This window comes from Polaribacter sp. HaHaR_3_91 (assembly GCF_019278525.1).
GTDB lineage: Bacteria > Bacteroidota > Bacteroidia > Flavobacteriales > Flavobacteriaceae > Polaribacter.
The window spans coordinates 3,753,159-3,779,907 of sequence record NZ_CP058986.1 but is presented as its reverse complement, the minus strand read 5'-3'; the positions used below and the strand labels follow the sequence as shown (position 1 = coordinate 3,779,907).

The 26,749-nt window shown below is 28.5% G+C and carries 26 protein-coding genes; 4 read left to right on the top strand and 22 right to left on the bottom strand.

What is annotated here, in order from left to right; all coding sequences use genetic code 11:
* Positions 1–112: 112 nt before the first annotated feature.
* From H0I27_RS15725 to H0I27_RS15620, 22 genes are all read right to left on the bottom strand, one after another.
* A complete protein-coding gene (locus H0I27_RS15725) occupies positions 113–475 on the bottom strand; it encodes a hypothetical protein (RefSeq protein WP_218731605.1) in 363 nt (120 codons plus the stop codon).
* A gap of 79 nt (positions 476–554) precedes the next feature.
* Positions 555–1,766, bottom strand: coding sequence for an ATP/GTP-binding protein (locus H0I27_RS15720; protein ID WP_218731604.1), 1,212 nt, complete (start codon positions 1,764–1,766; stop codon positions 555–557).
* Positions 1,767–2,025: 259 nt separating this feature from the next.
* A complete protein-coding gene (locus tag H0I27_RS15715) occupies positions 2,026–2,460 on the bottom strand; it encodes a DUF1801 domain-containing protein (RefSeq protein WP_217363330.1) in 435 nt (144 codons plus the stop codon).
* Between the two features lie 7 nt (positions 2,461–2,467).
* The gene (locus H0I27_RS15710; RefSeq protein ID WP_179336298.1) at positions 2,468–2,929 is read right to left on the bottom strand and encodes a GyrI-like domain-containing protein; all 462 of its coding nucleotides are present in this window, start codon (positions 2,927–2,929) and stop codon (positions 2,468–2,470) included.
* 5 nt (positions 2,930–2,934) lie between these two features.
* Positions 2,935–3,696 carry a YafY family protein gene (locus tag H0I27_RS15705; protein ID WP_179336299.1) on the bottom strand — a complete coding sequence of 254 codons (762 nt, stop codon included), beginning with the start codon at positions 3,694–3,696 and terminating at the stop codon, positions 2,935–2,937.
* A gap of 85 nt (positions 3,697–3,781) precedes the next feature.
* Complete coding sequence (locus H0I27_RS15700) at positions 3,782–4,630, bottom strand: IS3 family transposase (protein ID WP_254713174.1); 849 nt, start codon at positions 4,628–4,630, stop codon at positions 3,782–3,784.
* Positions 4,576–5,034 carry a helix-turn-helix domain-containing protein gene (locus tag H0I27_RS15695; protein ID WP_218754484.1) on the bottom strand — a complete coding sequence of 153 codons (459 nt, stop codon included), beginning with the start codon at positions 5,032–5,034 and terminating at the stop codon, positions 4,576–4,578. Before H0I27_RS15695 ends, H0I27_RS15700 begins: the two co-directional genes overlap by 55 nt.
* Positions 5,035–5,208: 174 nt before the next feature.
* The gene (locus H0I27_RS15690; RefSeq protein WP_254713173.1) at positions 5,209–6,045 is read right to left on the bottom strand and encodes an IS3 family transposase; all 837 of its coding nucleotides are present in this window, start codon (positions 6,043–6,045) and stop codon (positions 5,209–5,211) included.
* Positions 6,042–6,563, bottom strand: coding sequence for a helix-turn-helix domain-containing protein (locus H0I27_RS15685; protein WP_025562376.1), 522 nt, complete (start codon positions 6,561–6,563; stop codon positions 6,042–6,044). The genes H0I27_RS15690 and H0I27_RS15685 overlap by 4 nt, the downstream gene beginning before the upstream one ends.
* 239 nt (positions 6,564–6,802) lie before the next feature.
* A complete protein-coding gene (locus H0I27_RS15680; RefSeq protein WP_218731049.1) occupies positions 6,803–7,162 on the bottom strand; it encodes an integrase core domain-containing protein in 360 nt (119 codons plus the stop codon).
* A gap of 807 nt (positions 7,163–7,969) precedes the next feature.
* The gene (locus H0I27_RS15675) at positions 7,970–8,821 is read right to left on the bottom strand and encodes a hypothetical protein (RefSeq protein ID WP_218731603.1); all 852 of its coding nucleotides are present in this window, start codon (positions 8,819–8,821) and stop codon (positions 7,970–7,972) included.
* 177 nt (positions 8,822–8,998) lie between these two features.
* Positions 8,999–9,499, bottom strand: coding sequence for a hypothetical protein (locus H0I27_RS15670; RefSeq protein WP_218731602.1), 501 nt, complete (start codon positions 9,497–9,499; stop codon positions 8,999–9,001).
* 132 nt (positions 9,500–9,631) lie between these two features.
* On the bottom strand, positions 9,632–11,773 hold the full coding sequence (locus H0I27_RS15665) for a hypothetical protein (protein WP_218731601.1): 2,142 nt from the start codon (positions 11,771–11,773) through the stop codon (positions 9,632–9,634).
* Between the two features lie 167 nt (positions 11,774–11,940).
* Positions 11,941–12,801 (bottom strand): hypothetical protein, encoded by an 861-nt coding sequence (locus tag H0I27_RS15660; protein ID WP_218731600.1) that lies wholly within the window; start codon positions 12,799–12,801, stop codon positions 11,941–11,943.
* A 185-nt stretch (positions 12,802–12,986) separates the two neighbouring features.
* Positions 12,987–13,379, bottom strand: coding sequence for a hypothetical protein (locus H0I27_RS15655; protein ID WP_218731599.1), 393 nt, complete (start codon positions 13,377–13,379; stop codon positions 12,987–12,989).
* A 152-nt stretch (positions 13,380–13,531) separates the two neighbouring features.
* Entirely contained in the window at positions 13,532–15,718 is a 2,187-nt protein-coding gene (locus H0I27_RS15650) for a peptidase domain-containing ABC transporter (protein ID WP_218731598.1), read from the bottom strand.
* Positions 15,711–16,241, bottom strand: coding sequence for a redoxin domain-containing protein (locus H0I27_RS15645; RefSeq protein WP_218731597.1), 531 nt, complete (start codon positions 16,239–16,241; stop codon positions 15,711–15,713). Before H0I27_RS15645 ends, H0I27_RS15650 begins: the two co-directional genes overlap by 8 nt.
* A 2-nt stretch (positions 16,242–16,243) precedes the next feature.
* Positions 16,244–16,894 carry a hypothetical protein gene (locus H0I27_RS15640; RefSeq protein ID WP_218731596.1) on the bottom strand — a complete coding sequence of 217 codons (651 nt, stop codon included), beginning with the start codon at positions 16,892–16,894 and terminating at the stop codon, positions 16,244–16,246.
* An 88-nt stretch (positions 16,895–16,982) separates the two neighbouring features.
* On the bottom strand, positions 16,983–17,387 hold the full coding sequence (locus H0I27_RS15635) for a hypothetical protein (RefSeq protein WP_218731595.1): 405 nt from the start codon (positions 17,385–17,387) through the stop codon (positions 16,983–16,985).
* A 13-nt stretch (positions 17,388–17,400) separates the two neighbouring features.
* Positions 17,401–17,607 carry a hypothetical protein gene (locus H0I27_RS15630; RefSeq protein WP_218731594.1) on the bottom strand — a complete coding sequence of 69 codons (207 nt, stop codon included), beginning with the start codon at positions 17,605–17,607 and terminating at the stop codon, positions 17,401–17,403.
* A gap of 337 nt (positions 17,608–17,944) precedes the next feature.
* Positions 17,945–18,685, bottom strand: a complete 741-nt coding sequence (locus H0I27_RS15625; RefSeq protein WP_218731593.1) for a toll/interleukin-1 receptor domain-containing protein — start codon at positions 18,683–18,685, stop codon at positions 17,945–17,947.
* Between the two features lie 157 nt (positions 18,686–18,842).
* On the bottom strand, positions 18,843–19,484 hold the full coding sequence (locus tag H0I27_RS15620; protein WP_218731592.1) for a hypothetical protein: 642 nt from the start codon (positions 19,482–19,484) through the stop codon (positions 18,843–18,845).
* A gap of 574 nt (positions 19,485–20,058) precedes the next feature.
* Between H0I27_RS15620 and H0I27_RS15615 the strand changes: the two genes are divergently transcribed.
* From H0I27_RS15615 to H0I27_RS15600, 4 genes are all read left to right on the top strand, one after another.
* Entirely contained in the window at positions 20,059–21,561 is a 1,503-nt protein-coding gene (locus tag H0I27_RS15615; RefSeq protein WP_218731591.1) for a tyrosine-type recombinase/integrase, read from the top strand.
* Positions 21,562–22,212 (top strand): hypothetical protein, encoded by a 651-nt coding sequence (locus H0I27_RS15610; protein WP_218731590.1) that lies wholly within the window; start codon positions 21,562–21,564, stop codon positions 22,210–22,212.
* 440 nt (positions 22,213–22,652) lie between these two features.
* Positions 22,653–23,651 carry a YafY family protein gene (locus tag H0I27_RS15605; protein ID WP_218731588.1) on the top strand — a complete coding sequence of 333 codons (999 nt, stop codon included), beginning with the start codon at positions 22,653–22,655 and terminating at the stop codon, positions 23,649–23,651.
* 69 nt (positions 23,652–23,720) lie between these two features.
* The gene (locus H0I27_RS15600; protein WP_218731586.1) at positions 23,721–26,747 is read left to right on the top strand and encodes a hypothetical protein; all 3,027 of its coding nucleotides are present in this window, start codon (positions 23,721–23,723) and stop codon (positions 26,745–26,747) included.
* Positions 26,748–26,749: the final 2 nt, after the last annotated feature.

Genomic DNA, 26,749 nt, shown 5'->3' with positions numbered 1-26,749 from the left:
TTAAGCAACTAATTTAATAAATAATTACTGACCAAGAAAGTGCGCGAGGACTTTCGCAAATAGGTAAGAAGCCAGCAATAAATTATATACGGTGTTGGCAATAGTTTTTTACTTAAGTGTTTTTCGGTTCAGTAGGATAAAATTCATGTTTTTCATCAAAAAAAACAACATAAAAGATATTTTCCTCCATGAATCCAATTACTCTAACAAGTTGCATTACCACAATTTTACACCAAATGATATCTTTATGACCAAGATGTTTTGGATATTTCCAATTAGACTTTTTTGGCATATTATGTACATCTAAAACATCTCTATCATCGTATTTAACGATTACCCTTGATAAAAGGGCTTGTTGAACTGTTAGTGTGTTTAGATGTTGTATCATATTTCCCCACCTTAACAGTCTACCTTCTTTTTTGTCCCAAATTTCTAATGTTTGACCTTGTGCACGATCCATATGTAAATAGCTCAAAATAATTTTTTTGGATTCTACTTTTTTACCTTTTTCTGGTTGGGATCCTTGTTTTCTTTTAAATCTATTTATAGCCAATTTAAATTTCTTTAGAGATGTTAATAAATTCTTGAGTTAACTCAATGCTTTCAGCAGCTCCAAAATCGCTATTTAAATATTTCTTTCTAAAATCCGACATACTTCTTAATCCATCAGTTGCTTTAAAATTTGACATTGGGTAAAGTTCGGATGAACCGAATTGATTTCTATCTACAAACCAAAATTGATCTCGTCTATAAACATCTTTGTCTAATAATGTTGGGTCATGAACTGTAATTATAAATTGTGCACCATTATTATTATACTTATGAAATAATTCGATAATTTTTAGTGAAAGATTTGGATGTAACTTAGAGTTGAATTCATCAATAACGAATACGCTTCCATGTTTTAACGTATGATAGATAGCTCCAAGAAGATAAATTAATTTTTTAGTTCCGTCACTTTCATTTCGTTCCACACTAAAATCGGTAAATCCAGTTAATAAATTATTTTCATCATAAACAGGGTGTTTTGAAAGTAATTCCTTTTCATCTGGACTAACATGAACTGAGCTTATTTCTAAAAATTGAAGGGCTATTGATAACCATTTCTTAAATTTCTCATCGTCTTTTAACAACTTCCTGGTTACATGGCTAATGTGATCATCACTTAAAGCATTTACTATGTTTAATTTTTTGAAAAAATTAAACACTTTCCCTGATTCTCCTGAGTTATACTGTGCTAAAAAACTTATAAATAATACATTTTGGTTTACTTCTTTATATCTTTTTCCTTCTTCAAACCTTGTTTCATTTATTTTAAAATCATTTCCCTTTCTACTGAAAAGTAGAGTTTCTCGTTTCTCTGTTTTATATAACCATTCACTAATAACTTCCCAATTATACATTTCAAATCCATAGCGATAGATATCTTCACCTACAAAAAATGAAACTTCAAACATTGATGGTTTTCCTATTGTATCATTACATAATTTAAAATCTCCAGTCCAATCACCTCGTTCTTCATCTTTATTCAATGAGTCTCTAAATGAATAATGAATTAAATTATCCATTAATGTAATTGCTCTTGATAAATTAGATTTTCCTCCTCCATTACTTCCGTAAAGAGCAATTGATTTTAATAAATTTAATTTATTCGTTTTTAATATATGAGTATCTTTATGTTCTGTATAAGTATCAACTGTAGATAAGTTTAAACAAATTTCATCTTTGAATGAAAGAAAATTTCTGCATTTAAATTCGATTAACATTTTGTCTTTTTTATTTTAAGCAAATATATGTATTATTTACAAAACGTGCATGTTTTTTGCATTAATTAACATTAATCAATTTTCTCTTAAATTATTGCCAACGTTGTTGTATATGGTTTGTTGCGTGTTTCAAGCAACTAATTTAGTAAATAATTACGGACAAAGAAAGTCCGCGAGGACTTTCGCAAGTAGGCAAGAAGCCAGCAATAAATTATATACGGTGTTGGCAACTGGCTTTTGTTCATTCGTCTTTAATTTCTCAAATTCCTAACGTAATTAATTCCTTCACGTTGTGATAAGTCAAAGAAGCTTTTATACATTCTTTTAATTCCATTTCTGGAACTTTTTGGTTTAATTTAAACACAATTGCTCGTTTTCCCTCATATTCAAATTTGTGGTCAAAAACCAATCTAAACGTATTTACTAATCTGCTTGTACATTGAAAATACATAGCGTATTGGTCTGGTGATTTTTCTTTCCAATCCATTCGCAATGTACTACCGTTTTTAGTTACAAAACTCGGTTCTCCCCATTTTAGAGTTTCTTCCAATCTGGTAATTCCTTCGGTTTCTTCCGCTGTTTCAATTACCAATTCACGTAGGAATTGCATTTTATCCCGAACAAAGTCGGGATAATTTGCAAAAACCTCATTTACTCTTTCGTCTGTTTTTATTTCAAACTTTTTTATTCGCATATTTTTGTTAGCCTTTAATGCCTACATAAAACTCGACTTCTGCATCTGTTGGATTTTGAGCCTTTTCTCCAAAAATTTCAAAGTCGGCATCATAGGTTCTGTCCAATTCCATTTCAAATATTTTCGACCATTGGTTTACGACCAAACCTTGCATTAAATCTCCTTTTGATGTCGTTTTGGAATAAGTTCCTCCATTAAATGATTTTCCAACCATTCCATTTGGCACACCATCTAAATTTTCAACTTTACAGCCAAGAATTGCTGTGTAAGGTTTTGTGTGGTCGCTTTCGTATTCCGTGTATAATGAATAAACGGAATTGTCTATTTTGTTCGGAATTTTAGAAATTACGTTTTCGGACATAAATCGTTGCCATAAATCGGCAATTTCTTGAGAGGCTTGTCCGTTTTCATTTGTTGTTCTTATCGAAATTCCGATAATTTTAAAAGGTTCAATTTTTACTATTTGCATCTTATTTATATTTTTTGATTTAATGCAAATTTAGATTGACCTTGTGACAAAGGTGTGTCAGGGGTGTTTTTATATTTTGAGCTACAATTTTCAAGATATCCTTGCAACGTCATTTTATGAGGTTTAAAATTCTTCTCCAAGATTTCTAATTTTTGGATGCAGTCAAGTCTAAAGGCTCTGAAGTCCTTTTTTTCTTTGCAAAAAGCAATAAGCACCCAATTTTCTTGTGTCGTGTAAAGTGCAAATGGTTCTATTTCTCTTTGACTTTTATTATCTGCCAATGACAGATAATCCATTTTTACCACTTGATAATTTGAAATAGTAGATTGAAGTTTTATGAGGTAATTACTTGTTTTTTCATTTTCCCGATTGTTGCGAACTTGAATTCTGTTTGTCAATAATTCTGTTTTTTCTTTTTGGTTGTATTTTAAAACAGATTTGATTTTGTTTATTGCACTTTCATATTGTTCGGTCAAAGATTGGTCTTTGTTTTTGCTAATCAATTGTTCAGCCGTTATAAGAGCATTCGCCTCATCTTGAGTAAACATTACAGGTGGAATTTTATAACCTTCCATTACTGAATAGCCTTTTCCTTCTTCCGTTACAATTGGAATTCCCGATTTTTCAAGTGTTCGGATGTCTCGATAAACCGTTCTGATACTTACATTATGTTTTTCGGCAATGTCTTTTGCAGTTACAATTCGTTTCGATTGTAATTGAGTCAAAATTGCTGTCAATCTTGCAAGTCTCGGTTTTTCTTTGTCCATTCAGATTGGTTTGTATTATACTGATATAGGTTGACCTTTTTTTAGCCGTTTAGAAGGCAAAAAATATTTTGAACTAGTTTTGTTTTCAAATTGTTAGTTCAGTCAAATTTACATTATTTCTTCGATATGATTTGTATTTGATGTTTGGATTTAAATGTACTTCAGCTGGTTTTCTTAATTCTAAGCTAAAATGGGTTCTTAAATTGTTGTAAATATATACTGCTTGTTTTGTTACTTCTTGAGCAATGGCAGTGTTTTTAATGCAATTTCTAAGTCCATATTCATATTTTAAAGTTCTATTAATTCGCTCTGCAATTGCGTTTTCATAAGGATCATATTGTTCTGTCATGCTCATCATTATGCCATTTTCTTCTGCAAATGCTGTGTATTTGGGGTTACAGTATTGAAAACCTCTGTCAGAATGATGTATTAATTTTTTATCAGGGTATTTTCTATTTTTAATAGCCATTTCTAGCGCTTCTGAACAAAGTGATGTCTTCATGTTGTTATCTAATTTATAGCCCATAATTTGCTTAGAATATGCATCTGTAACGATTGCTAGGTAATTGTGTCCATTGTCTGTTTTAATGTATGTTATATCGCTTACCCATAGTTGTTCTGGTCGAGTAGGAACTTGGTCTTTAATTAGGTTTTTATATTTTCTAAATTGATGATTAGAGTTTGTTGTTGTTACATAGTTTTTAAGCCTAGGAACAAGTAAATTATGAAGCCTTAACACATCGTACAACTTGTCTCTACCGATTTTAATACCTTGTTTTATAAAGTCTTGTTTAAGTTCATCATATAACTTAATTCCGCCAGTTCTCATACCAACTAATTTTCGATATTCTTGTATCATTACGATGACTTTTTCATCGTTTAGTCGTTTGTTTTTTTGGGTTTTGAGTCTTTTGTAGAAGGCTTGTTTACTAATCCCAAAACACTCATAGAACCATTTTCTTTTAAACGGTTTTTCTTTTTTAGTTCTATCTCTTTCGCTAATGTTTTGGGCAACGACTTTTTTGACAAATCGACTCCAGTAATGATTTCCATGTCAGCAATAATATCTTGTTGAAATTCCTTTACAAACTCCAATTCTTCAATACGTTCCTTTAGTTTTTTAATCTCATCTAATTTACTCATACCTGTATTTTGTTGGACTAAAGTACTATATTTTTTGATCCAATACCCAATTGTAGTTCTAGGAACATCATATTTTTTGGAAGCAAAGTTTGTGGAAATCTGTCCATTCTGAATTTGGTCAACGACGAATAATTTGAGTTCTAAAGTTGCTTTTTCGTACGTTTTTTTTCGCCAAGGTTGTTTTTGTGTTTTCATAAGTGACTATAATTAAGTGTTTAATTTTTAGTCAACCTATTTCAGGAAAGTACAGTTTTTAGCTTGTTGCCAACGTTGTTGTGTATGATTAGTTGCGTGTTTTAAGCATTAAAGTTAGCAAATAAAACACATATAGAAAGTGAAGTGCACCCAAATGTTTAGACAAATTTATAATTAATTTTGATAATAATTAGCTCGATATTCAATCGGTCTCATTCCCTTTAAATTTTGTTTAATTCTCTCATTATTATAATATTTTATATACACTTTAATCTCTTTTTTTAATTGAGATATCGACTTGTATTTATTTATATAAAACAATTCAGATTTTAGAATACCGAAGAAATTTTCTATCACAGCGTTATCTAAACAATTTCCTTTACGAGACATACTCTGAGTAATTCCTTTTTCTGTTAATAATCTTCGATACTGTTTCATTTGATATTGCCATCCTTGATCTGAATGTAATATTAAATTTGTTTGATCAGGTATTTTCTTAAAAGACTTTTTCAGCATAATAGCTACTTGTTTAAAATCAGGTTTTTCAGATAATTGATAATTTATTATTTCTCTATTAAAGAGATCAATTATTGGAGATAGATATAGTTTTTTTCCTAAAACTTTAAATTCTGTAATATCGGTAGCCCATTTTTTATTTGGCCTAATAGCTTTAAAATTTCGTTGTAATATATTAGGAGCTGTTTCCCCTATTTGCCCTTTATAAGACTTGTATCTTTTAGCTCTGACTAAACTTTTTAAACCTAATTCACGCATTAACTTGAGTACTGTTTTATGATTTATTAGAGTTCCTGTTTTGTTGATTTCTAAAGAGATTCTTCTATAACCATATCTTCCTTTGTGACGATGATATATTTGATGAATCAATAGTTTTATCTCTTTATATTTATCAACTATAAGACTTCTTTTATGATGATAATAATAACTACTTCTTGCCATGTTCATATGATATAATAAAATATCTAAATCATACTTATGCCTTAATTCTGTTATGGCTTTTGCTTTTTGTTTTGCTCTTGTTGAATTAAGGCCTGTAACTTTTTTAGCAAGTCCAGTTCTGCACGTAATGATTCATTTTCTAATAAAAGTTCCTCTTCTCTTGTTAAAGGTTTATTAGACTTTTTTTTAGCCCTCTTAAATTGCATAGATTTTGGTTTACCTCTAGGTTTAATGTTTAAGCCTATAATACCCTCTTTTTTATAATTACGTTGCCACTTCATAATTACAGATTTTGTAGGAATATTAAATTCTAAACAAGCTTGACTGAAAGATAATGAATCTTTGTCAATAGCTTTTAAAACTTTAAGTTTAAAAGGAATGCTATACACTTTTGTTTTTCTTGGTAATAGTGCTTTTTTACCATATTTTTCATAAAATCGAATCCAATCATGAAGGGTTGTATGATGACAACCATATAACTTAGACACATCTTCAACTGTTTGGTTATTTTTTAAAACTTGCTTTACACATCGAAGTTTAAATGCGTAATCATACTTGACTTTTCTTCCCATAATAATACCCTCAAATAGTGTCTAACTTTTTGGGAGCAGTTCAAAGTCTGCGAGGACTTTCGTAAATTGGCTTTTACCAGCAATTTTTTTTACACGGTGTAGTAACACGTTATTGCATTCTATACACTCTCAAATAATGTTCTTTAGAGTCAATTCCTTTTAGGTAAACATCTTTTGTATTATACTGATATAGGTTGACCTTTTTTGGTCTAATTTATACCTTTTAAATTATTTATATTCTATATAACTAGTTCAGTCAAATTTACATTATTTCTTCGATATGATTTGTATTTGATGTTTGGATTTAAATGTACTTCTGCTGGTTTTCTTAATTCTAAGCTAAAATGGGTTCTTAAATTGTTGTAAATATATACAGCTTGTTTTGTTACTTCTTGAGCAATGGCAGTATTTTTAATGCAATTTCTAAGTCCATATTCATATTTTAAAGTTCTATTAATTCGCTCTGCAATTGCGTTTTCATAAGGATCATATTGTTCTGTCATGCTCATCATTATGCCATTTTCTTCTGCAAATGCTGTGTAAAGTAATGGCAATCCTTTTGTATTACATTTGCAATCCTTTTCGTTTTTGTAATGCAATTATTTATTTTGATGAGAATTTGTGTCGTCTTTGTGAATTTGTAGCAATTGTTTTTACTTTATGATAAACATTGCAGTGTAAGGTAGTAGCAATTCTTTTGTATTACAGTTGCAATCTTTTTTGTTTTTGTAATACAATAATTTATTTTGATATGGCTTTGTGTTGTTTTTGTGAATTTATAGCAATTGTTTTTACTTTGTGATAAAATTGCAATGTAAAGTAATGGCAATCCTTTTGTATTACATTTGCAATCCTTTTTGTTTTTGTAATGCAATTATTTATTTTGATGAGAATTTGTATCGTCTTTGTGAATTTGTAGCAATTGTTTTTACTTTATGATAAACATTGCAGTGTAGGGTAGTAGCAATTCTTTTGTATTACAGTTGCAATCCTTTTATATTATACTGATATAGGTTGACCTTTTTTTAGGTTAATTTATACCGTTCCTCATTTGATTGTCGAGTTTACATCCCGTAATTTGCTTAGAATATGCATGAGTAACGATTGCTAAGTAGTTGTGTCCATTCTGAATTTGGTCAACGACAAATAATTTGAGCTCTAAAGGTGCTTTTTCGTACGTTTTTTTTGCCAGGGTTGTTTTGAGTTTTCATAAGTGACTATAATTAAGTGTTTAATTTTTAGTCAACCTATTTCAGTAAAGTACATTTTTTATATGTTTGGCAACGTTGATGTATATGGTTTGTTGCGTGTTTTAAGCAACTAATTTAGTAAATAATTACGGACAAAGAAAGTCCGCGAGGACTTTCGCAAGTAGGCAAGAAGCCAGCAATAAATTATATACGGTGTTAACTACAGGCTTTTTTATTTTCATAACATTCGTTCTTGTATTCGGTCAAGTCTTCAACAAACTTTGCAACAATTTCAACAAGTCTCTTTTTCTCGGAAACAGATATAAAATTCAAGTTGCTATTAGAAATCTTAAAATCTGATGAGATATAAATACTGTTTGGACTAGCTGAAATTTGAAATCCACTATAGTTATATTTTTCTTTAAAACTATTAAAATTCTCGAACTCTAATCCTGAAATTATTCCTGCTATATTAATCAAATTACTTCCTTTGTCTATGTCAAAAAAATATTGATTATTTACATTGAATTCAATAGTACCATTTCTCCATCTTGTATTTACACTTCTATTGAACTTATTTGATAAAAAATTAGAAAGAATTATAGTAAATTTTTCTTTAGCTAAATATAAATCTTCTTCATTCGGTTTTGCCAATGTAATGTTTGGTTCCAAGTATTTTTTTACAAAACTTTTCAGTTCAGATAATTCTTGTTCTGTATGATAAATTGAACCAAATTCTATTGCGTTTAAGTTAGAACTCGTTAGTAAGTTCATAGAAGTTACTATACCAGACTTTTCATTAAAATATAATTTTGCGTGTAGATTTTTAATCAGTTTTGGTTTTATACCCAGATTTTCGATTTGTTCCCAGCTCTTAAAGTTTTCGTTGTCCAATCGTGCATAAAATTCTATTCTAACTCCTCTTTTTATAGCGTTCAAAATATCAACTTTTATTCTGTCCCAATTATTGAAATTTACATACGGAGAAACTAAAACAATATATTTTTCAGATTCATTTATTAGATTGAGGATTTCACTTGTAATTTGATATGGTGGGATAATTTTCATTTAAGTCTCGATTTTCAGCTTGTAGTTAACGTTGTTGTATATTGAAAGTTGCGTTTAAAGTGAACGGCTATTTTCCGCAGGAAAATGGACGTTTACAAAAATTCGACTAGTTTTGTAAAGCACTAATTTAGCTATTTTTACTATACGGTGTTGGCGCAAGTAGTTTATTCAGATTCTTTATTGGATTTTTAATGTATCTAATATTTTTTTCATTTTTTTTTCAGTCTTTGTATTTTTATTGGAATTTAATTCAGTTTTTAAACTGTTCATTTCAGAGTTACAAGATTCAAGTTCAGATTTTAAAGTTGAAGAATAATTCCATTGAATTAAATTAATAATTATTGGCAAAGTAATTAATAATAATGACCATTTTTCAAACTTAGTCATTGACCTTTTTTTTGATTTATTTTCAAACTTATTAAAACCTAATTTAGATTTTTTTAATTCTTTTCCTTTTTCTGTTAATAAATACCAATCTCCATCTCCATTCTTTTCAAATAAGTCGTTATTTTTCCCAAATAACTTAACTTTTTTTACAGTTAAAAATAATTTTTCTTTCTCTTCTTTAGTTTCGTGTTTTAAAACTTTTGCAATAGAATTATTTATAGAAACTAAATTAAAATTAGTAATATCTTTAAAAACTATATCAAGGTATTTAATAATTTCCTTTTCAGTCATTCTTCAGAGTGTGATTGGTTTATTTGTGCCAACGGTCTTGTATATGAAAAGTAGCGGATTTTATGCACTAATTTTTTAATTTTACAAAGACCTCTAATTTATTCATTTTGTTTCGTTTAAGCGATTAAACCGCTATTTTTTATATACGTTGTTGGCAGCAGTTTTTTGTATTCTAGCTAGTTTAGTTTTAATTATTTTAAGATTTATTTTATTAGTTTCTCTATTTAATATTTCTCTATAAGCTTTTTCAATAATATCTTCTTGACCATTATCTAACATATTAATGGCTTTATATACTTTTCTGCGACTTGTAGCTAACCTTTCATAACAAAAAGAAATCAACTGATGAGTTACCATGTCAGGATACTTACTTCCAACACAGCCAAGAAGTTTTATTTTTAAGTTAAAATCTTTTGGATTATTATAATCTAATGAATCAATAATAGGTCTTATTTTTAACCTGATTCGGTAAGAAAAATGTTCAATAAGTTTATCAACAGAGTTACTGATATCTCTATTTTTCATAAAATATTCTATTAAGACTAAAATTTCTTTGTCTTTCATAAATGCTTTCGAAGCAACAAAACTTCTAAAATATCTGTTTCCCTTTTTGGTCTTATCCATTAAAGAAAGTATTTTTTCTAAAGCTTGTTTTTTATTTTTACGAATTAGACTTAGCCATATTATTTCAAGAAAGTTACTTGCTACATTTTTAGTGTCAATCATAAGAAGTAAATCTTGAACCTCAAGCTCTTCTATAATTTTATATGCAAGGGATCTATTTATAGACCTCTTTTCATTTTTAGGTAAGTTTAAAATCAGGTTTAGAATTAATTCAGTAATTTTTTGATGATTATTTTGTAAAAAATAATTCACAATTGCTTCTTTAAAAGAAGGGTGTTTTAATCTGACTGTTAACTTATCTGAATATACTAATCGTTCATTTTCTATAAGACTAGTTTCAATTGTTGAAGAGTCATAATTCCACTGGGTTTCACATATCTTTTTAAGAATATCCTTAGTTTGAATTTTACCAATTGCTAGAGAAAGTAGAACGTTTTTATTTATTTGTGATTGTTGACTTAACCAAGTAAGTACAATACTTTCAATCTGTTTTGCATTTGAAATTTTATCTTCTAATAATTTCTTGGTAATAATTGTGTTATCAATTATAGTCGTAAATAGCTGTATGTTATGAGGAAATCGCAGTTGGCGAACAATTCCTAACCTATTTCGAATAATAAACTCATAAGCTTTTTCATTATCTGATGATTTAACAAAGTTTATATTAATGTGATTTAAAAGTATTTCTTCTAGTTGAGTATCAGAGTATGCTCCTTCTTGGTTTATAGTAAAACTATGACCGTCTAAAAGTTCTTTGTTTTTAACTGCTTCTTGAAAAATGTAATCTCTTGATGTTACTATTAAGTAATTATTTTTAGCTAAGCTAGATACTATCTTTGTTTGCCTACCTATGCTGTCGTAGTTTAAGTCACCATATAAATCATCTAAAATTATTACGCAATTTGTGATTTTTGGAATGGATTGAAGGTTATCAATAATTGGTATTAATACTATTTCATTTAAATTTTGTGAATTAAAAATATCTTGAGCTATGTACATTGATAAAAATGATTTACCGACGTGTGGTTGACCAATAATGTTTATGTATTTTTTTTGTAAAAGCTCCTTTACTAATGTGTCGTAGAGGTTTGGTTTTACGAAAGTTATGTTTATTTCATTGTAAAATTTTTCTTCTAGTATTTCTATTCCAGGGTTAGGGAAGAATGTTTCTCGAACAGTAGGATTAGTATTCAAAAAACCTATAACTTTTTCTCCATCCCAGTAATCAAAATTTTCAACTTTATAGTTTTTTATTTTTTTTTGAGCGTAATCATGTAAACCTTTATCTGCTTGTCCACTAAAAGGTACATTCGTGATATAAATATAATTGTCACATTTATTATCTTCAAAGTATCCGTATTCTTCAAGTTTTTTTAATTCTCCATTTATACTATACTTGATTTGGTTTCTTGCTTTGTCTATGCCAAATGCAATGTTCGAATATTTTACTTGAAAAATCCAATGTCCTTTCCAATTGTTTGCTTTTGATGGATAGTTAGCTTTTCCTTTAAATGTAGCTTCTCTAGCGCCATCTTTTCCTTGACTAAAAGGTGTTACACCGTTTCCTATAATTGAAATTAATAGTGTTTTAACAAGCTTTTCAAATTGCTTGTCATTGAGTTTGTTTAAATCTTCATGTGATACTATCATATTTGGATAAGTTCCCGTGTAATTGCTGCCAACGTTGTTGTATAAGGAAAGTTGCGGTTTTGTCAGCGAGGAATTTCCGAAGGAAATTCAGAAGTTGATAAAAATGTAACTGCCTTTATTTAAGCACTAATTTAGCAATTTTTTTTATACGGTGTTAGGTGCAGTACTTATATTAGATTTATATATGCTCTAATATTTCTTCCGTCATATTTTTCAATGTAGACAGGGAATATTCCATCTCCAAATGCTGTATTTAAAGATACTCCTGCGCAGTCTCCCCCTTTAGAGTATTGAATTTCACCATATCCATTTTCGTTCATAGTTGCATAGCAAGAACCTGCAAAAGAATAATTTAAATCTCTTTCTATTTTTACTGGAACAAATCTCTTAGATTCTACTAATTGATTTACAGTTTTATCAAACCCAGTAATTATATTTTCAAAATTATTGAAATCTTTTTGATATTGATATACGTGTTGTGTTTCTATATCTTTATATATTCTTAAATCTTCAAATTCCTCTTTTTGCCAATCTCGGTCAATGAATATTGGGTCAGTTATTAATAATTGTCCACTTGCAACATTGACATAACCAGCTTTTTCTACTTCCATTTTGCCATCACGTTCAAAAAGGTATTCTTCGAAATCTTCTCCAATGAAAGACAACGAAGTTTGCATTTCTTTTGCTTTTTCTAACTCGGATTTAAGGATTTCTAATTCCGCACTTTTTCGTGAATGCTCATCTTCGTGATAATCTTTATCAGAACTCAACCTTTCAATTTCGTCTTCTCGAATTTTTATTCTTTGATTCAAAGCATTTTCCATAAACTCAGGCGTTTTTCTCTCCAATTCGGATACTCGGTCTTTCCAAAGATTAAGGTTTTTTTCAACTATTTTAACTTGCTCATCTTTTGCTGAAATACTCGCTTTTAAATTTAAAATATATGCTCTATAAATCCAACCTGCTGCTCCAAGAGCAAAAGCATTAATTATTAATTGAATCCATTTAATATAATCTTCTGGGTTCATAGTTCATTCGTTTTTTTGTATTGCACCTAACGTGTTTGTGTTATGAAAAGTTGCGTTTTTGGCAACGAGGAATTTCCAACGGAAATTCTGAAGTTGGCAAACAAGCAACAACTTTTGATAAAACCAAAAATAGCAATTTTTTATACACGGTGTTGTAACACGTTTTTTTATACTTTCAAAATATTCTATTTATTTTCAATTCTTCTGTAATTCTCCTCAATTGAAAAAAGTTCACTCCTAATGACTAATAAATTTTTGGAGATTTTCAAAATAGTATAATTTGAAGTTCCCATTGTTAAAATACTATCTTTTAGTTTGTATTTTGCTTTTTCTCCAAAACTATTTACAGTATATTCCATTTGATTATTTTGATAAAATTTCAAAACTACAGTCATTATTTCTTTCTTATAATTAGATTCGTTCTTTTCAGTAATAGGAATATTTTTTTGATTTTTATTTCTTACAGTATCAGTCTCAAATGATTCCCAAGCTCCAATAATTTGTTCAACTTTAAATTGAGTGTACAAATTTTGAAATGAAAAAAGAATAATAAAATTTATAAGGATTTTCGTTTTCATAAATGTGTTACAACGTGTTTGTATATGGTTTGTTGCGTGTTTCAAGCAACTAATTTTGTAAATAATTACCGACCAAGAAAGTCCGAGAGGACTTTCCCAAGTGAGCTAAAACCAGCAATAAATTATATACGGTGTTGGCAACTGGGCGTTTTTTAATCATTATCCTTAATTCTTAATTCAGTCCAAAATTCGCTATAAAAATTTGTAGTTTCCATTAATTTCTGATGTGTTCCAAAATTAGAAATTTCTCCATCTTCCAATACATAAATTTTGTCAGCTATTTGAGGTAGAGAATGCAACCTATGAGAAATGAAAATAATAGTCAATTCAGATTTTAATTTCTTTAGTAAGTTTAAAACAAATTTTTCTGTTTTTCTGTCCATTGCTGATGTAAATTCATCTAAAAGTACTAATTGAGGTTTCTTATATAAAACTCGCATTAAGGCAATAATTTGTTTTTGACCACCTGATAAATTTATACCTTCTTCTCCTAAAATTGTAGTAAAGCCTTGAGGTAAACTGTTTATAAATTCAGTAAATCCGTATTCCTTACAAAAAAACTGAATGTTTTCAGGTGTATCTTCTTTACCTAATAAAATATTAGATACTACATTGCCACTAAATATGGTAATATCTTGTGGAATAATACCTATAATATTACGCCAATCTTCTGTATTTACTTTAGGTAAATTATACTCATTATTTACAATTATTTCTCCATTTTCAAAAGGATAGAATTTTTGTAGTACTTGCCCTATTGTACTTTTACCACTTCCGCTTTCTCCAACAATTGCAATACATTCATTTTTATAAACGGATATATTAATATTTTTAAAGAGTTCTTTTCTACCAGCAAAACGAAACGAAAGGTTTTTAATTTCTAAAGAATTGAATTTTGATAGGGCTATGCTCCCTTTATTTTCTTCTTCTATGGAAGTAAATTCATACATTCTATTAAATGCTACTTTGGCTTCATTAATTGGAATTGTGATTAATGCTAAACTAGCAACAGAAGGCATTAAAGAACCTGCAATGCCTAATACTGCCATTAATTCTCCTAATTGCATTGTTTCATTATATACTTGCACAGATGTATAAATTAAAATGCTTATTAAAAATAATACGCTAAATACACCTGAAAATATTGACAAGCGAACATTTATTTTACCAAGACTAAAAACTTTTTCTTGAAAGTTACCGTAAATTAGTTGATTGATTTTTTGAAAAATAGATTGTCTATTGTTATTTTTTATAGTGGCAACACCTTGTATAGAGCTTATATAATTACTCTCACTAAATGCGTACCCTTGCATTACTTCTTTTTGTGCATTGATAATACGTTTATTAAAACTATAAATTAATAAAAAGTAAAAAGGCAAACTAACAGAAGCAATTAAACCTGTTTGCCAAGAATAGAAAAATAAGAAACCTAAAGAAACAATTGTAACTAATAGGTTTATGGCAACATTACCAATAATTTGACTTATTACACGTTGAACACGTTGTGTGTCATTTAACCTTGCAACTAATTCTCCAATTTTACGAGTATCGAAAAAAGGTTTTGGCAAGTGTAATAAAGAAGTATAAAAGCTGTCTATTATTCTATTATTAAAGTCTTTTGATTGACGAATTAAAAAGAAATCGCTTAAAGCTGTAAATAGCACTCTTATTAATAAAAGAAATGCAACTAAAATAATACCTGTGATTAGTTTGTTAAAATCTTTTGAAGGTAAAATATCATCTATTAGTTTTTGAGAAAATATTGCCATTGCCATACTTAAAATAGCAATGCCTAAACCTAATATAATACTAAAACTGATTAATTTAGAATCTTCTTTTACTAATTTTATAAACCAATCTTTTTTGTTTTTAGTTTTTGTTTTGGATTTTATAAAATTATTATTTGGTGTTAATGTTAAACACGTTTTAGAAGTCCAAATTTTTTCTAATTCTTCTTTTGTGTATTTTACTATTCCTTTGGCAGGGTCTCCAATAATAAATTTATTATTTTCATAACCGTAACAGATAACATAATGTTGTAAACGTTTTTCAATTACTACGTGAAGTATTAATGGTTCTTTGTGGTCTATGATTGCTTGTATATCTGCCTCATTGCCTTCTGAAGTAAAACCTAATTGATTAGATGCTTGATATAAGCCTAACAAGGTTGTACCTTGTTTTGTTGTACCACTTAATTCTCTTAATTTTTCTAAAGAATTAGAACCCTCGTAATATTGAATGATTGATAATAAACAGGCTACACCACAATCTGATTGGTCGTGTTGTAATGTGAAAGTTTGTTGTAGTTTTTTTTGAGATAGATTTGTTAGTTTAGTCATTTTGATTTAATACTCTTAAAATTCCGTTTGCGTTTAGTTGCCCTTTGTGTTTTTTTATTAAGTTGTTATTTTTATCGTAGATTAAAATATACGGAATAGAATTAGCATTAAATAGAATAGAGAACTCTGCTTTTTTATCTTCTAAAAAAATAATATTTTCTTGATTATCTAATTTATACAATTCTGCAAATTTTTTGATTGCTTCTGTTTCTTCGAAAGAAACAAAAATAAATTGAACACCCTTAAAATTATTTAAGTTTTGACTGATATTTTCTGCTTCGTGATGACAGAAATCACAATCGCTATTGAAATAAATGAAAATTGTATTTAGATTTGGTTTTAAATTTTGATTTGTAAAAGAAACATTATCTAATGTTTTTAATTCAAATTTTGGTATGGTTTGTATTTGTTTGGCAATTTTATTTTTTTCTTTTGTTTTTGTAATAATACTGTAACCTAAATAAGAAATTAGACTAATAATACTAATAATACTAATAATGATAATTATTTTCTTATTTCTCATAATTAGCTTATGTTTAGGGTTAAGAACATAATAGCTACTATCCAAATTAATAAACCTGTACCATAACTCACTGCTACAATTTCAAAACTTTTTAAAAATTTATTTTTTAATAATTTATGCAAACCATATACTAATACAAAAAAATAACCAATTTCAAATAGATTAATCGTTTGTAAGGGATATACGAGCCAAGGTTCAATTTTTTCTAAACTCAAAAGGTTTGTGTAACTTAAAGGGTAAAATTGCTGAAATTCTTGTAAAGTAAATTTTCGTACTATAAAATAGAAAAAGATAAATTTAAAATAACCAACAGATAGTATTATATATTCTCCTATTAGAGTGATTTTAAGTAATTGATTAAATTTAACTTTGTTTTCTAAATCATAAAAAAATATACCAATACTTAAACAAAATGCAACTAAATTAGCTCTTAAAAAGATTAGTAAAGGAATTATTAGATAAATAACCCAATTCCAGTTTTGTTGATTTTTTAATAGTTTTTCTATTTGTTTTTGAGACAATTGCTCCGCATAAAAACTATATGTCAATTCTTGGAAATTTAAAAATTTATTTGAAATTAAGGTCAAGATTATGGTCAAGATAACGAGAATTAAAAAAATATTTAAATTTCGTTTTTTTTTTAGTTCTAACAATTTTTTTAAATTGGTTTTGAGGTTTTATTTTAATAGGTGTTATAATTAAAAGTCTACAAAGAATTTTATAGACTTTTAATCAAAAAAATTATATATGCTTTTGTTTTTTTAATAATAACCTATTCTTTTTAAACATTAAAATATAAATAAAATAGGTTAGTATTAAAAAAAATAGAATTAAGACTAAAGAGTTTTTACTAAAAATAGCAGATATTGCTAATAAATTAATTAATATCCCAAAAAAGATAAATGTTTTATTCTCTAAATTAAATTGAATTGTAAAAGAAGTTATATTATTCAGTAATTCTACTTGTTTTATTTCAGTAGATAACCAGTAATATTTAATTTTTAAATCTAATTTGTCTTTATCATAAAAAAAAGATTTTACTTCACCATTTTTTAAAATTCCTACAAACTCTCCTTCAACAAAAATTTTTAAACTGCTAATACCACTAACTAACTGTTTTTCTCTTTTAATTTTTAATTCTTTCATAATATTTTTAGTTTTAACAGCTTGCACCTTTTATAGAGGCTGCTACACTAACTAAAAACATTCCAACACCACCTATAGGTCCAAATACAGCAGTTGCATACCAAGAAGCACCTCCTGCTGCAATACTTGCAGCCGTCCAAAATTCACTACAGGTCATATCGCCATAATCAACTTTTCCTGCAATGCAAACTTCCATTTGATTTAATTCTAACTTTTTCATAATAAAATAATTTAAGTTATGTCATTCAATATTTAGTTAAACTTTAGAAACTGTGAATGACGTTAGTCAATTTCTAAAATATTTAATATATGGTTTTTGTAAAATTGCAATTTTTAACATCATAAACATATAAAATAATTTTTAAATAATCAAATACTTTTATATTTTTATTTCAGCCGTTTGATTGGGAAGCCTTGTTGCCAACGTTGATGTATAAGAATGGTTGCGGGTTTGTATGCGAGGATTTTCCGAAGGAAAATCAGACGTTACAAACACGCAACGACCTTTGATTAAGCACTAAATCGCAATTATTTTTATACGGTGTTGTGTGTAGTTATTAAACTAGATTATTTTCTAATGCATACGATTTTCCTTTATCCGTAAGTAGAATATCTTTGCTGTCATTCTGAAGAACATATTCCAATTCTATTGCTTGTTTAAGCAAAACTTCCATATAAATTTTCGACATGGTCATAGTTCTATATAAATCTTCAAATTCTACCCAATCATAAATGGTTTTTTCATATGCACTAACTATTGAATCCATTAATTCTAAAATACCATCATTATTTTTAAGCTCTTTTAACTCAAAATTTTCCTCTTTAAAAGGATTATTACCTATTTCAGGTTCCTTAAATAATGGGCTTTGATGAATAGTTCTTATTAATTCATCAAAACCATATTCGAAATCACTTGAATCCGAAAGGTTTATATAAAGTTTTGACTTTAAAAATGTAGGTACAGATTGTGTTCCACTCTGTCTAATTATTGGAATGATTTTATTTTCATCTATTTTTTCCAACAGTTGAGAAGTTATAATCATTTTTTCATAACCAACTCCTCCTTTACCTGAATTTGCCTTTTCAACGTATTTTGTAGAACAAAGCATGATAGTGTAGTCCGAACTTGCAAGATTCGTTTCCATAAAATGAGGCAAATCATCTCCTGGATTTAATTTCCATTGATCTAAAATTGCATCAATTCCATTATTTCTCATTCTTATTGCTAATTCTAAAACCCATTTTTTATGTTCCATAGAATCATGGGAATATGAAATAAACACTTTTGGTATACTCATTTTATCTTTTTTCGTTAATTACACACAACGGTTTTGTATATGGTTTGTTGCGTGTTTAAACACCTAATTTAGCAAATAAAAACCGAATAGAAAATCCGTGAGGATTTTCGTAAGTAGGCAAGAACTAGCAATAAATTATATACGGTGTTACCAAAAGTTATTTTTTTACTTTTTTAAATCTGTCCCAAATGTTTGTTCCAGTTTTAAATTCATTTTCATTCACTTTTTCCCATTTCCAAGAAATTTCTTTATCTGAAATGACCTTTGCTTGAGCAGGAAATAAATCAATTTCAATTATTTTATCAGTACTGTTGTCAATTTCCAATTCAAGGGTTTCATAACCAATAAATTCAATTCGGTAGCTTGCTTTCGGACTATTTTTATCGACTATAAAAACTTTGTTTAATTCGTCAAAGAAGAAGTGTTTTCGGTCAAATGTTCGTATAACATTAGCTGGAATTTCAATTCCATTTTCGTCTTTAACTTTAAACTCAAGTTTAACTTCTTTATTAGATTCCGTTTTAGATTCCCTTATTTTAATTTCACTTTTTGAAATCTGTTCAGCTTTGTCAAAAATCAAGTTTAGTTTTTCCTTTTTCAATTCAAATTTTCCACTACCAATTGCCGAAACTCCTAAACATCCAGAAACGAAATAATTAAATTGATTATTTTCTTTGAAATCAATACACGTTACATCTGATTCACCAAGTGGAATCGAACAATATTTTCCGATTAATTTTTCTTGCGAAAAAGTTGTAATCGAAATCAGAAGCATTATCGTTTGCAGTATGATTTTCATAATTTTTGGTAACTGGTTATATGCAAACAAATATATTGTTTATCCGTTTATATATTCCGGATAATAAAAGTTTTTACTTTTTATTATCACGCTTGTTTAGAATTAATATTTAAAAAAAATGATTCTGAAGTTTTATAGAAAACAGGACTTTCTTAAGTAAGATATTCATTCTTTATTTTAAAATTTAAATTTAATGAAAAAAATGTTAGGAATTAAAGGCTTAGATTTTTTTTATTGTTGACAGACTGTTTCATTTTTGTTGCTCTTTTTTTTATTTTTTTATTTTTTAAAACGAGTAGTATTATTTTAATATAATAGAGGAGAGTTTACAACTTTAAAAAGTCTTTAGTTTTTATTCTTGTGTCACTCAAATTTGTTTATTATTTTTACTTAAATTAATTATTAATCAACGTACACGAAAACGTACACGATTTTATATAAATTAGATCAAAATAGGATGGTTTATGGGGTTTTTGTCAAACTCATAACCCGAAGGTCACTGGTTCGAGTCCAGTTCCCGCTACTACTTTAAATCAGTATAAAACAACAGTTTAGTTCGCTAAACTGTTTTTTTATGCAATCAATTCTCGAATTCATTACCTTTACTTCCAAAATTGAACACGATTTGGAACACGATTCAAAAGTTTTACCACTTTTTTCACCCCCAAAAATTTATACTGCAAATGGAAACCTCTCCAAGCGTTGGTATGTGTATTTTTCATTTAAAGATCCAGAAACAGGAAAAATGAAACGTATGGGGAATATTTACGGAAAAGTGAACAATTACAAAACCAAAGAAGCACGGTTGACTATTTTAACTTCATACAGAAAAAATTTACTTTTTTTATTGAAGAAAGGATTTAATCCGTTTGAAGATAATACTATTTTACATCAAAAATTGAAAGATCCTTTTTTGAAAGAAGCACCGAAGAAAAAAGCTAAAGAAGAAGTTTTAAAAGAAGAGGGAGTCCCAAGTTATTTAAATGATGCTATAAAGTCTGCAGTAAAAGAAGCTATAGACGAACATGCAATTGTTTTAGGAGTAGAAAGTGGCGGCGGTAAAACGAAAAGCATTGCTAAGGAAGAGAAAAGCATTACAAATGACGATAAAACAATTGCTGATGATAATAAAACAATTGCAAATGATAATAAAACAATTGCAAAAGTTAAAAATGATGTAATTTCTATTACAAAAGCTTTTGATCTTGCCTTAGAATTAAAAGAAAAGGAAGTAAGTGAAAGGACGATTAGTGACTATAGAAGAAAGAGTAATAAGTTTATTGCGTGGATGGAGGTAAATTATCCTGATAAGAAGCATGTAAAAAGTATTGATAGAAAAGATATAATAGAGTATTTAAATACCATTCTTTTAAGAACAAGTGCAAGAAGTAGAAATAATTATAGAACAGAGTTAGGGAGTTTGTTTCAGGTATTAAAAGACAATGAATTGGTGGATGAAAACTATATTCAATCCATACCAATTTTAGCATCAAAACCTAAAAGACATAAAACATACTCTTTAGAAGAACAAAAAAAGATATTTAAATATTTAGAAAAAGAAGATCCTCATTTATTGTTATTTATAAAGTTTGTGTCTTATTGTTTTATAAGACCTATTGAAGTTTGTAGAATAAAAATAAAAGACATTAATATTGAGGAAAGAAGGATTCAGTATAAAGCAAAAACGAGTGCTAAGAAAACAAAAATAATTCCTGATATCTTATGGGAAGTATTACCAGATTTATCAGAATTAGATAAAGAATCATATTTGTTTACCCCTAAAACAATAGGTGCTTTTTGGGATGCGAAAGAGATTAATAGAAGAGATCATTTTTCTAAACGCTTTTCAAGTGTTGTAAAAGAGCAATTTGGTTTGACAGAAGATCATGGGATTTATAGTTTTAGACATACATTTATTTCTAAATTGTATCGAAAATTAAGAGAAAAAGCAACTCCTTTTGAAGCGAAAAGTAGTTTGATGTTAATTACAGGGCATACTTCTATGGTTTCGTTAGAAAAGTATTTACGAGATATTGATGCGGAATTACCAGAAGATTACTCTAAATTATTTGAATAAATGTCAGAAAAACAACCAAAGCAACACGAAATTTATAACGAGTTAAGGGATAGGGCTTCTTACCCTCTTTTATTGTATGTTTCTAAAAGTTTAGTAGAGGACGAAGTTGATGACGAGCAAAAGAAAAACACCGAATGGTTGTTTGATCGGTTAATTGTTGCCAAAGCTAAAGAGGTTGTTAGTTATGTCGATGTGCAGGATGATACCATGGAGATGTTGAGAAAAGGTGGTGAGTTAAGAGCGAATCTTTTTGATTTAGTAGATTATTATGCAACATTAAAGGAGGCGCAGTTTAATTTTTTATACAATAATTATCTAAACCATTTACTTGGAATGAAGTGTTGGTGTGATGAGATGGTTAAAGAGGTAGAAAATGGAACGAATGAATTTTATAAAAAATACATTACCTATTTTAAATTGCAGGCAGATCTATACGAACAGCATCAAAAAGATCTTGCAGAAACTTTTCCTGATGAAAATGGTGAGATAAAAATAGAAGTTAATATCCGTTCTTTTGTTGTTGATAATTTTTCGATGATCAAAAAAGAAATCAATACAATTGAAAAGGAATCTACAAAAAAGAAATATTTAATTACAGATGAAGAGTCTCGTAATTATTTATTGGAAAAAGTTTTTGGTGTTGATTTGTAGGTAAATCACCTTGAAAAAATAGAATAGAAACCATTTTGCGTTAATTATACGTATGATTAACGCATAATTGAGTCTAATTTAAAATGCTTTCATAAAATTAATAATTTATCACCTAATTATTTGGGAGATTTCTTTATTTCGATTTGATTTTGGGGGTTGTGGTGTAATTTAAAACAAGTTATTATCTAGAGGGCTTTTTATGATAGAATTACGGAAATCCATAATACTATTCCAATTCATTTGGCTATTTTTAAAGTTCAAAAAAGAAAAAGTAGTTATGAGGTTAAAGTCGAACTTTAGGTTTCTCCAAGAAAGCTCAAAAAAAGGTGATTTAATTCGTTTTTTAGTATAAAATAAATTTTATAAGGCTCTTCACTACAAAATAAGAGGGACTTGGAATTCTTTATTAAATCAATTGGGAATAATAAAAATAAAATTGAATGGCAAATAGCAAACATGCACATCTAAGATATAATATTCTAGACTATTGCTTGCGTAACAAATCATTTACTTTCAATGAGTTGTTAGAGTATGTAAATTATAAAATAGCAGATTTATATCCTGGAGAAGATATTTCGATAAGAACTTTAAGAGACGATATCAAAGTTTTTAGAGATAAAAAAAATGGTTTTGGAGCACCACTTCCAGATAAAATTAGAATTCTTCAATATACAAATCCAAATTTTTCAATTGCACAAAAACCATTATTAGAGTACGAGCAATATTTAATTGATGCTGCTCAGCAATTATTAGAAAGATTTGAGAACCATCCAAAGTACAATAAACTTTCAGAAGCTTTAATAAAATTTCAAGATGGTGAAGATGAATTAAGTGATACTTCAAAAATATTATTTTACGATATAAATGAAGAGTATAAAGGAATTAGCTTTTTAAAGCCATTATACCTTGCCATTAAGAAAAAACAAGTATTACAAATAACTTTTCAGGGTTTTCAAGATACAGTGACTTCAACTTTTGAATTTCATCCACATATTATAAAGCAGTACAATAATAGGTGGTTTGTTTTTGGTTTAAATAATACCAGCGTAATTAAAGAATGGAGCATCCCTTTAGATGATAGATTAATCAAATTTGATGTTCTTGAAGATGCTATTTATGTAGAGACAGACGTTGACTGGGAAACCTTTTTTAGAACGATGGTAGGTGTAGTAAGACCTAAAGATGCTGAAATCGTAAAAGTAGTGTTACGTTTTTATAATGGACGAGAAAACTATTTTAAGACAAAACCATTTCAATCAGATTTTGAAGAGTTTTTTGAAGAAAATAAACAAGACCAAGTTTGGTTTGAAACAATAATAAATAAAGAGTTGGTGCAGCAAATTTTATCATTCGGTCATGATGTAGAAGTAATTGAACCCAAAAGTTTAAAAAAAGAAATGAAAGAACATGTAGAATCAATGAAAGAATATTACACTTGATAAACTATGCTGTTATATCGCATAGTTAGAATTTAACTTTGTCGTATCTAACATTCTAAAAAAACCGCTATGAACTTTTTCCCTACATTACTTCAAAATCGAAATTTAAAAAAACATGATGGCAGACCATTCTGGAAGTACCTTCTTACTAGTGAAGAATTAATTGAATTAAAAAAGACGTTTCAATATACTTCTAGATATAATCTAGATCCAAGAGATGTTGCGCTCTACTATGCACAATGGTGGAAAAGAAATTATAATGGAGGTATACCAAGTAAACAAGAAGTTTTTGAATCGCTCGAAGGTAATATTAGAGTTTATTTTACCCCACAAGAATTCTACAAAACAGCAAGAAAAGGAGCTGAATTACTTGGAGTGAAATGGATTAAAAAACAAAACACTTTATATTTTAAATCCTTATTACTTCAGGGAGGATTGCCATTAACTCATATCTCTAAAAATCATGGGGCATATAAAAACTTTCTCTTAGCGGTACTTGAAGAGCAACCTGAAACTGTTGATGATATTGTCTATATGCCACATATTATCAAATATCTTCCGAAATCTAGCCAGAACGATATTATTTATGAAAACTGTTTTGAAATTGTAAAATCTATTCTAGATAATGACGATACCTATGATGAGTTATTAGGAACTAGTGAATCTTTAAAAGAAATTTCAAGGGCCTTAAAGATTAGATCTAATTCTCTTATAAAAAAAGAAAGAATCTCAAAGCCAAAGAACTATTGGCTCCTACGTTTTAAAAATGATACAATAGAAATAAACCTAAGAGTTGGGTTGCTACCAAAATATACCTCTACTGCACTCGCAAACATATTGGGCTTTGAAAAACTCAACTCAAGAAAATATGAATTGTTTATAAATGACGAACTAATTTGTGTTTTTCAAAAACTCAGTAATGGTTACTATAAAACAGATTGGTTCCAACAACAAGATCAAAAATGGGACTTCGAAAGTAATTTACCGCATACCTACATAATAGAAGAGGATGGACATAAAGTAGAAGTAAACGATTTCATTCAAATCGTACCTAATAGACATCAACCAAGTCTTTGGTCTCGATATTCAGCCAATGAATGGAGGTTGATAAAAGGAAATGGAACTTCTAACAATGAAGCAGCCGTTTTATTTCCAGAAGATTGGAATAGCGACATAAAACCACAAACTATTAATTTTTATGACAATACAATGTCTTGGCTCGAGTTTGAGGGTAAAGTGGAACTTAGCAATACATTGGAAACTAGAAGATATTTAAGTGATGTTTCATCTTTTGACTGGACAGTAATTAGTCAAAAACCAAACTGGATACTAAAGGCTAATATGCCAATAGTAAACAAAAAGCCAAAAGTTATTGTTTATGATGAAAACAATAATATTCTTGAGGCAAGAAAATATAAAGTTTCAATAAAAAAACATAAATCCTATAAAGGATGGCAAGAACTGAACACTGCAAGAATTCTTGAAGAAGGTTGTATTGACTTAAAAATTGAAAGAAATGGCCTTGTGGCATATGATACAATATATAACTTAGGCAATCTTAGATTTAGATATACTTCAAAATCCATTTCAAAATCAAATATTATTGTTGAAAACAAAGGGTCTTTTGAAATTGAATTGAAAGAAGATGATATCTTGAAAATTGAAAAAAATCAATTGGGGTTTGCTTTAAATGTGAATACAAAGTTTTCCAAAGTACCAAAAGGAGTTTATGGTTCATTGAGGTATGAAAATGAAAAGAGACTTTTCTTTGAATTAGCATCTCCATTGGAAGGTATTGCATTGCTTGATAAGGAAGGTGGAATTATTTCTACAGATGCCAAATTAACTATTTCCGATCTATATGGATTAAGAATTCTTTCCGCAGCCAATTCTGAGACTATTCTTAAAATTAAGAACAAATTCAAAGAAGATGTAATTATAACGAAAGAAATCAAATCTTCTTCGCAACCATTAATTACATTTATTAATGAAATCAAAAGATTGTATTATCTAGAAGATGCAATGAACCATCACAATAAAGTGAGAATAGAATTAATCGAAGGTAGAACTTCTAGAATATATGAGGTTTCAGGTTTTAGTTATAATCTAAATGTTGATGAACAATTTGACCGCAAGGTCACGGTAGAACCATCAATCCATGCTCCAGATTTGTTTGCAATTCCACTTAATGATAATTCTTTGGACATGGAATTGATCCCTTTGGTTAAAAACGAATCTAACTATGAACTTCCCGCTACTGAAGAAGCGAAACAATTTATAGTCATTTCTTCTAAAAGTGAATTAAAACGATTGATGCCAAGATATGTAAATACAGATGAAAATTTTGAAGGATTGGATAAACTTGAGCGAATTGAACTTTATTCAAATAGACTTTTAGAATCTGGTTTCACAAATAGTTTATGGACACAATTAGTCTCCTGTTTCAAAATTTGTATAGATCATGAAATCCCTTTTTCAACATTTGATCAATTAAGAGCTATTTCCAGAAACTCTGAAGTAGCGGCAAAAGCCTTTTTCTTGATTGGAAGAAATCAATTTGATACAGATGAGTATATTCAAAAATCGATTCCAGAAATGGAAAAGGATCTTGGGTTTTGCTTTCATTGGATACAAAAAGAGCATTGGGATTCAGCACTTAATGTTTTAAATGAAGAATTTGGTATAGAACATTATATACGTAATTTGGGTTTGCTAAAATCATATATGGAATTCAATGATTTACAAGAAGTACTAAACTACGTTACTGGTAATAATATTAATCCTAAAAAAATTACATACAGTCAAATAATGAATCTTAGAGCAAGTTTAGGTGTAAGGGTATTACGAGAACTTCCATATGGTAGCCCTAAAATAAATAGCCAAAGAAATATTCCAATTAATGAACATAAACCCATAAAACTTTTATTAAATGCTCCCATTGCCGTTGCTGAATCAATCAATAACCTTCAGGATAAAACCTCTATTTGGGGAGGAGATGAATTTAGAGAGATGATACGTAGAAATATTCAGTATAGTCAATACATAAATCAAACTTTTTACAACAAACTACTAGCCTACGCTTTAAAAAATAGCTAAGA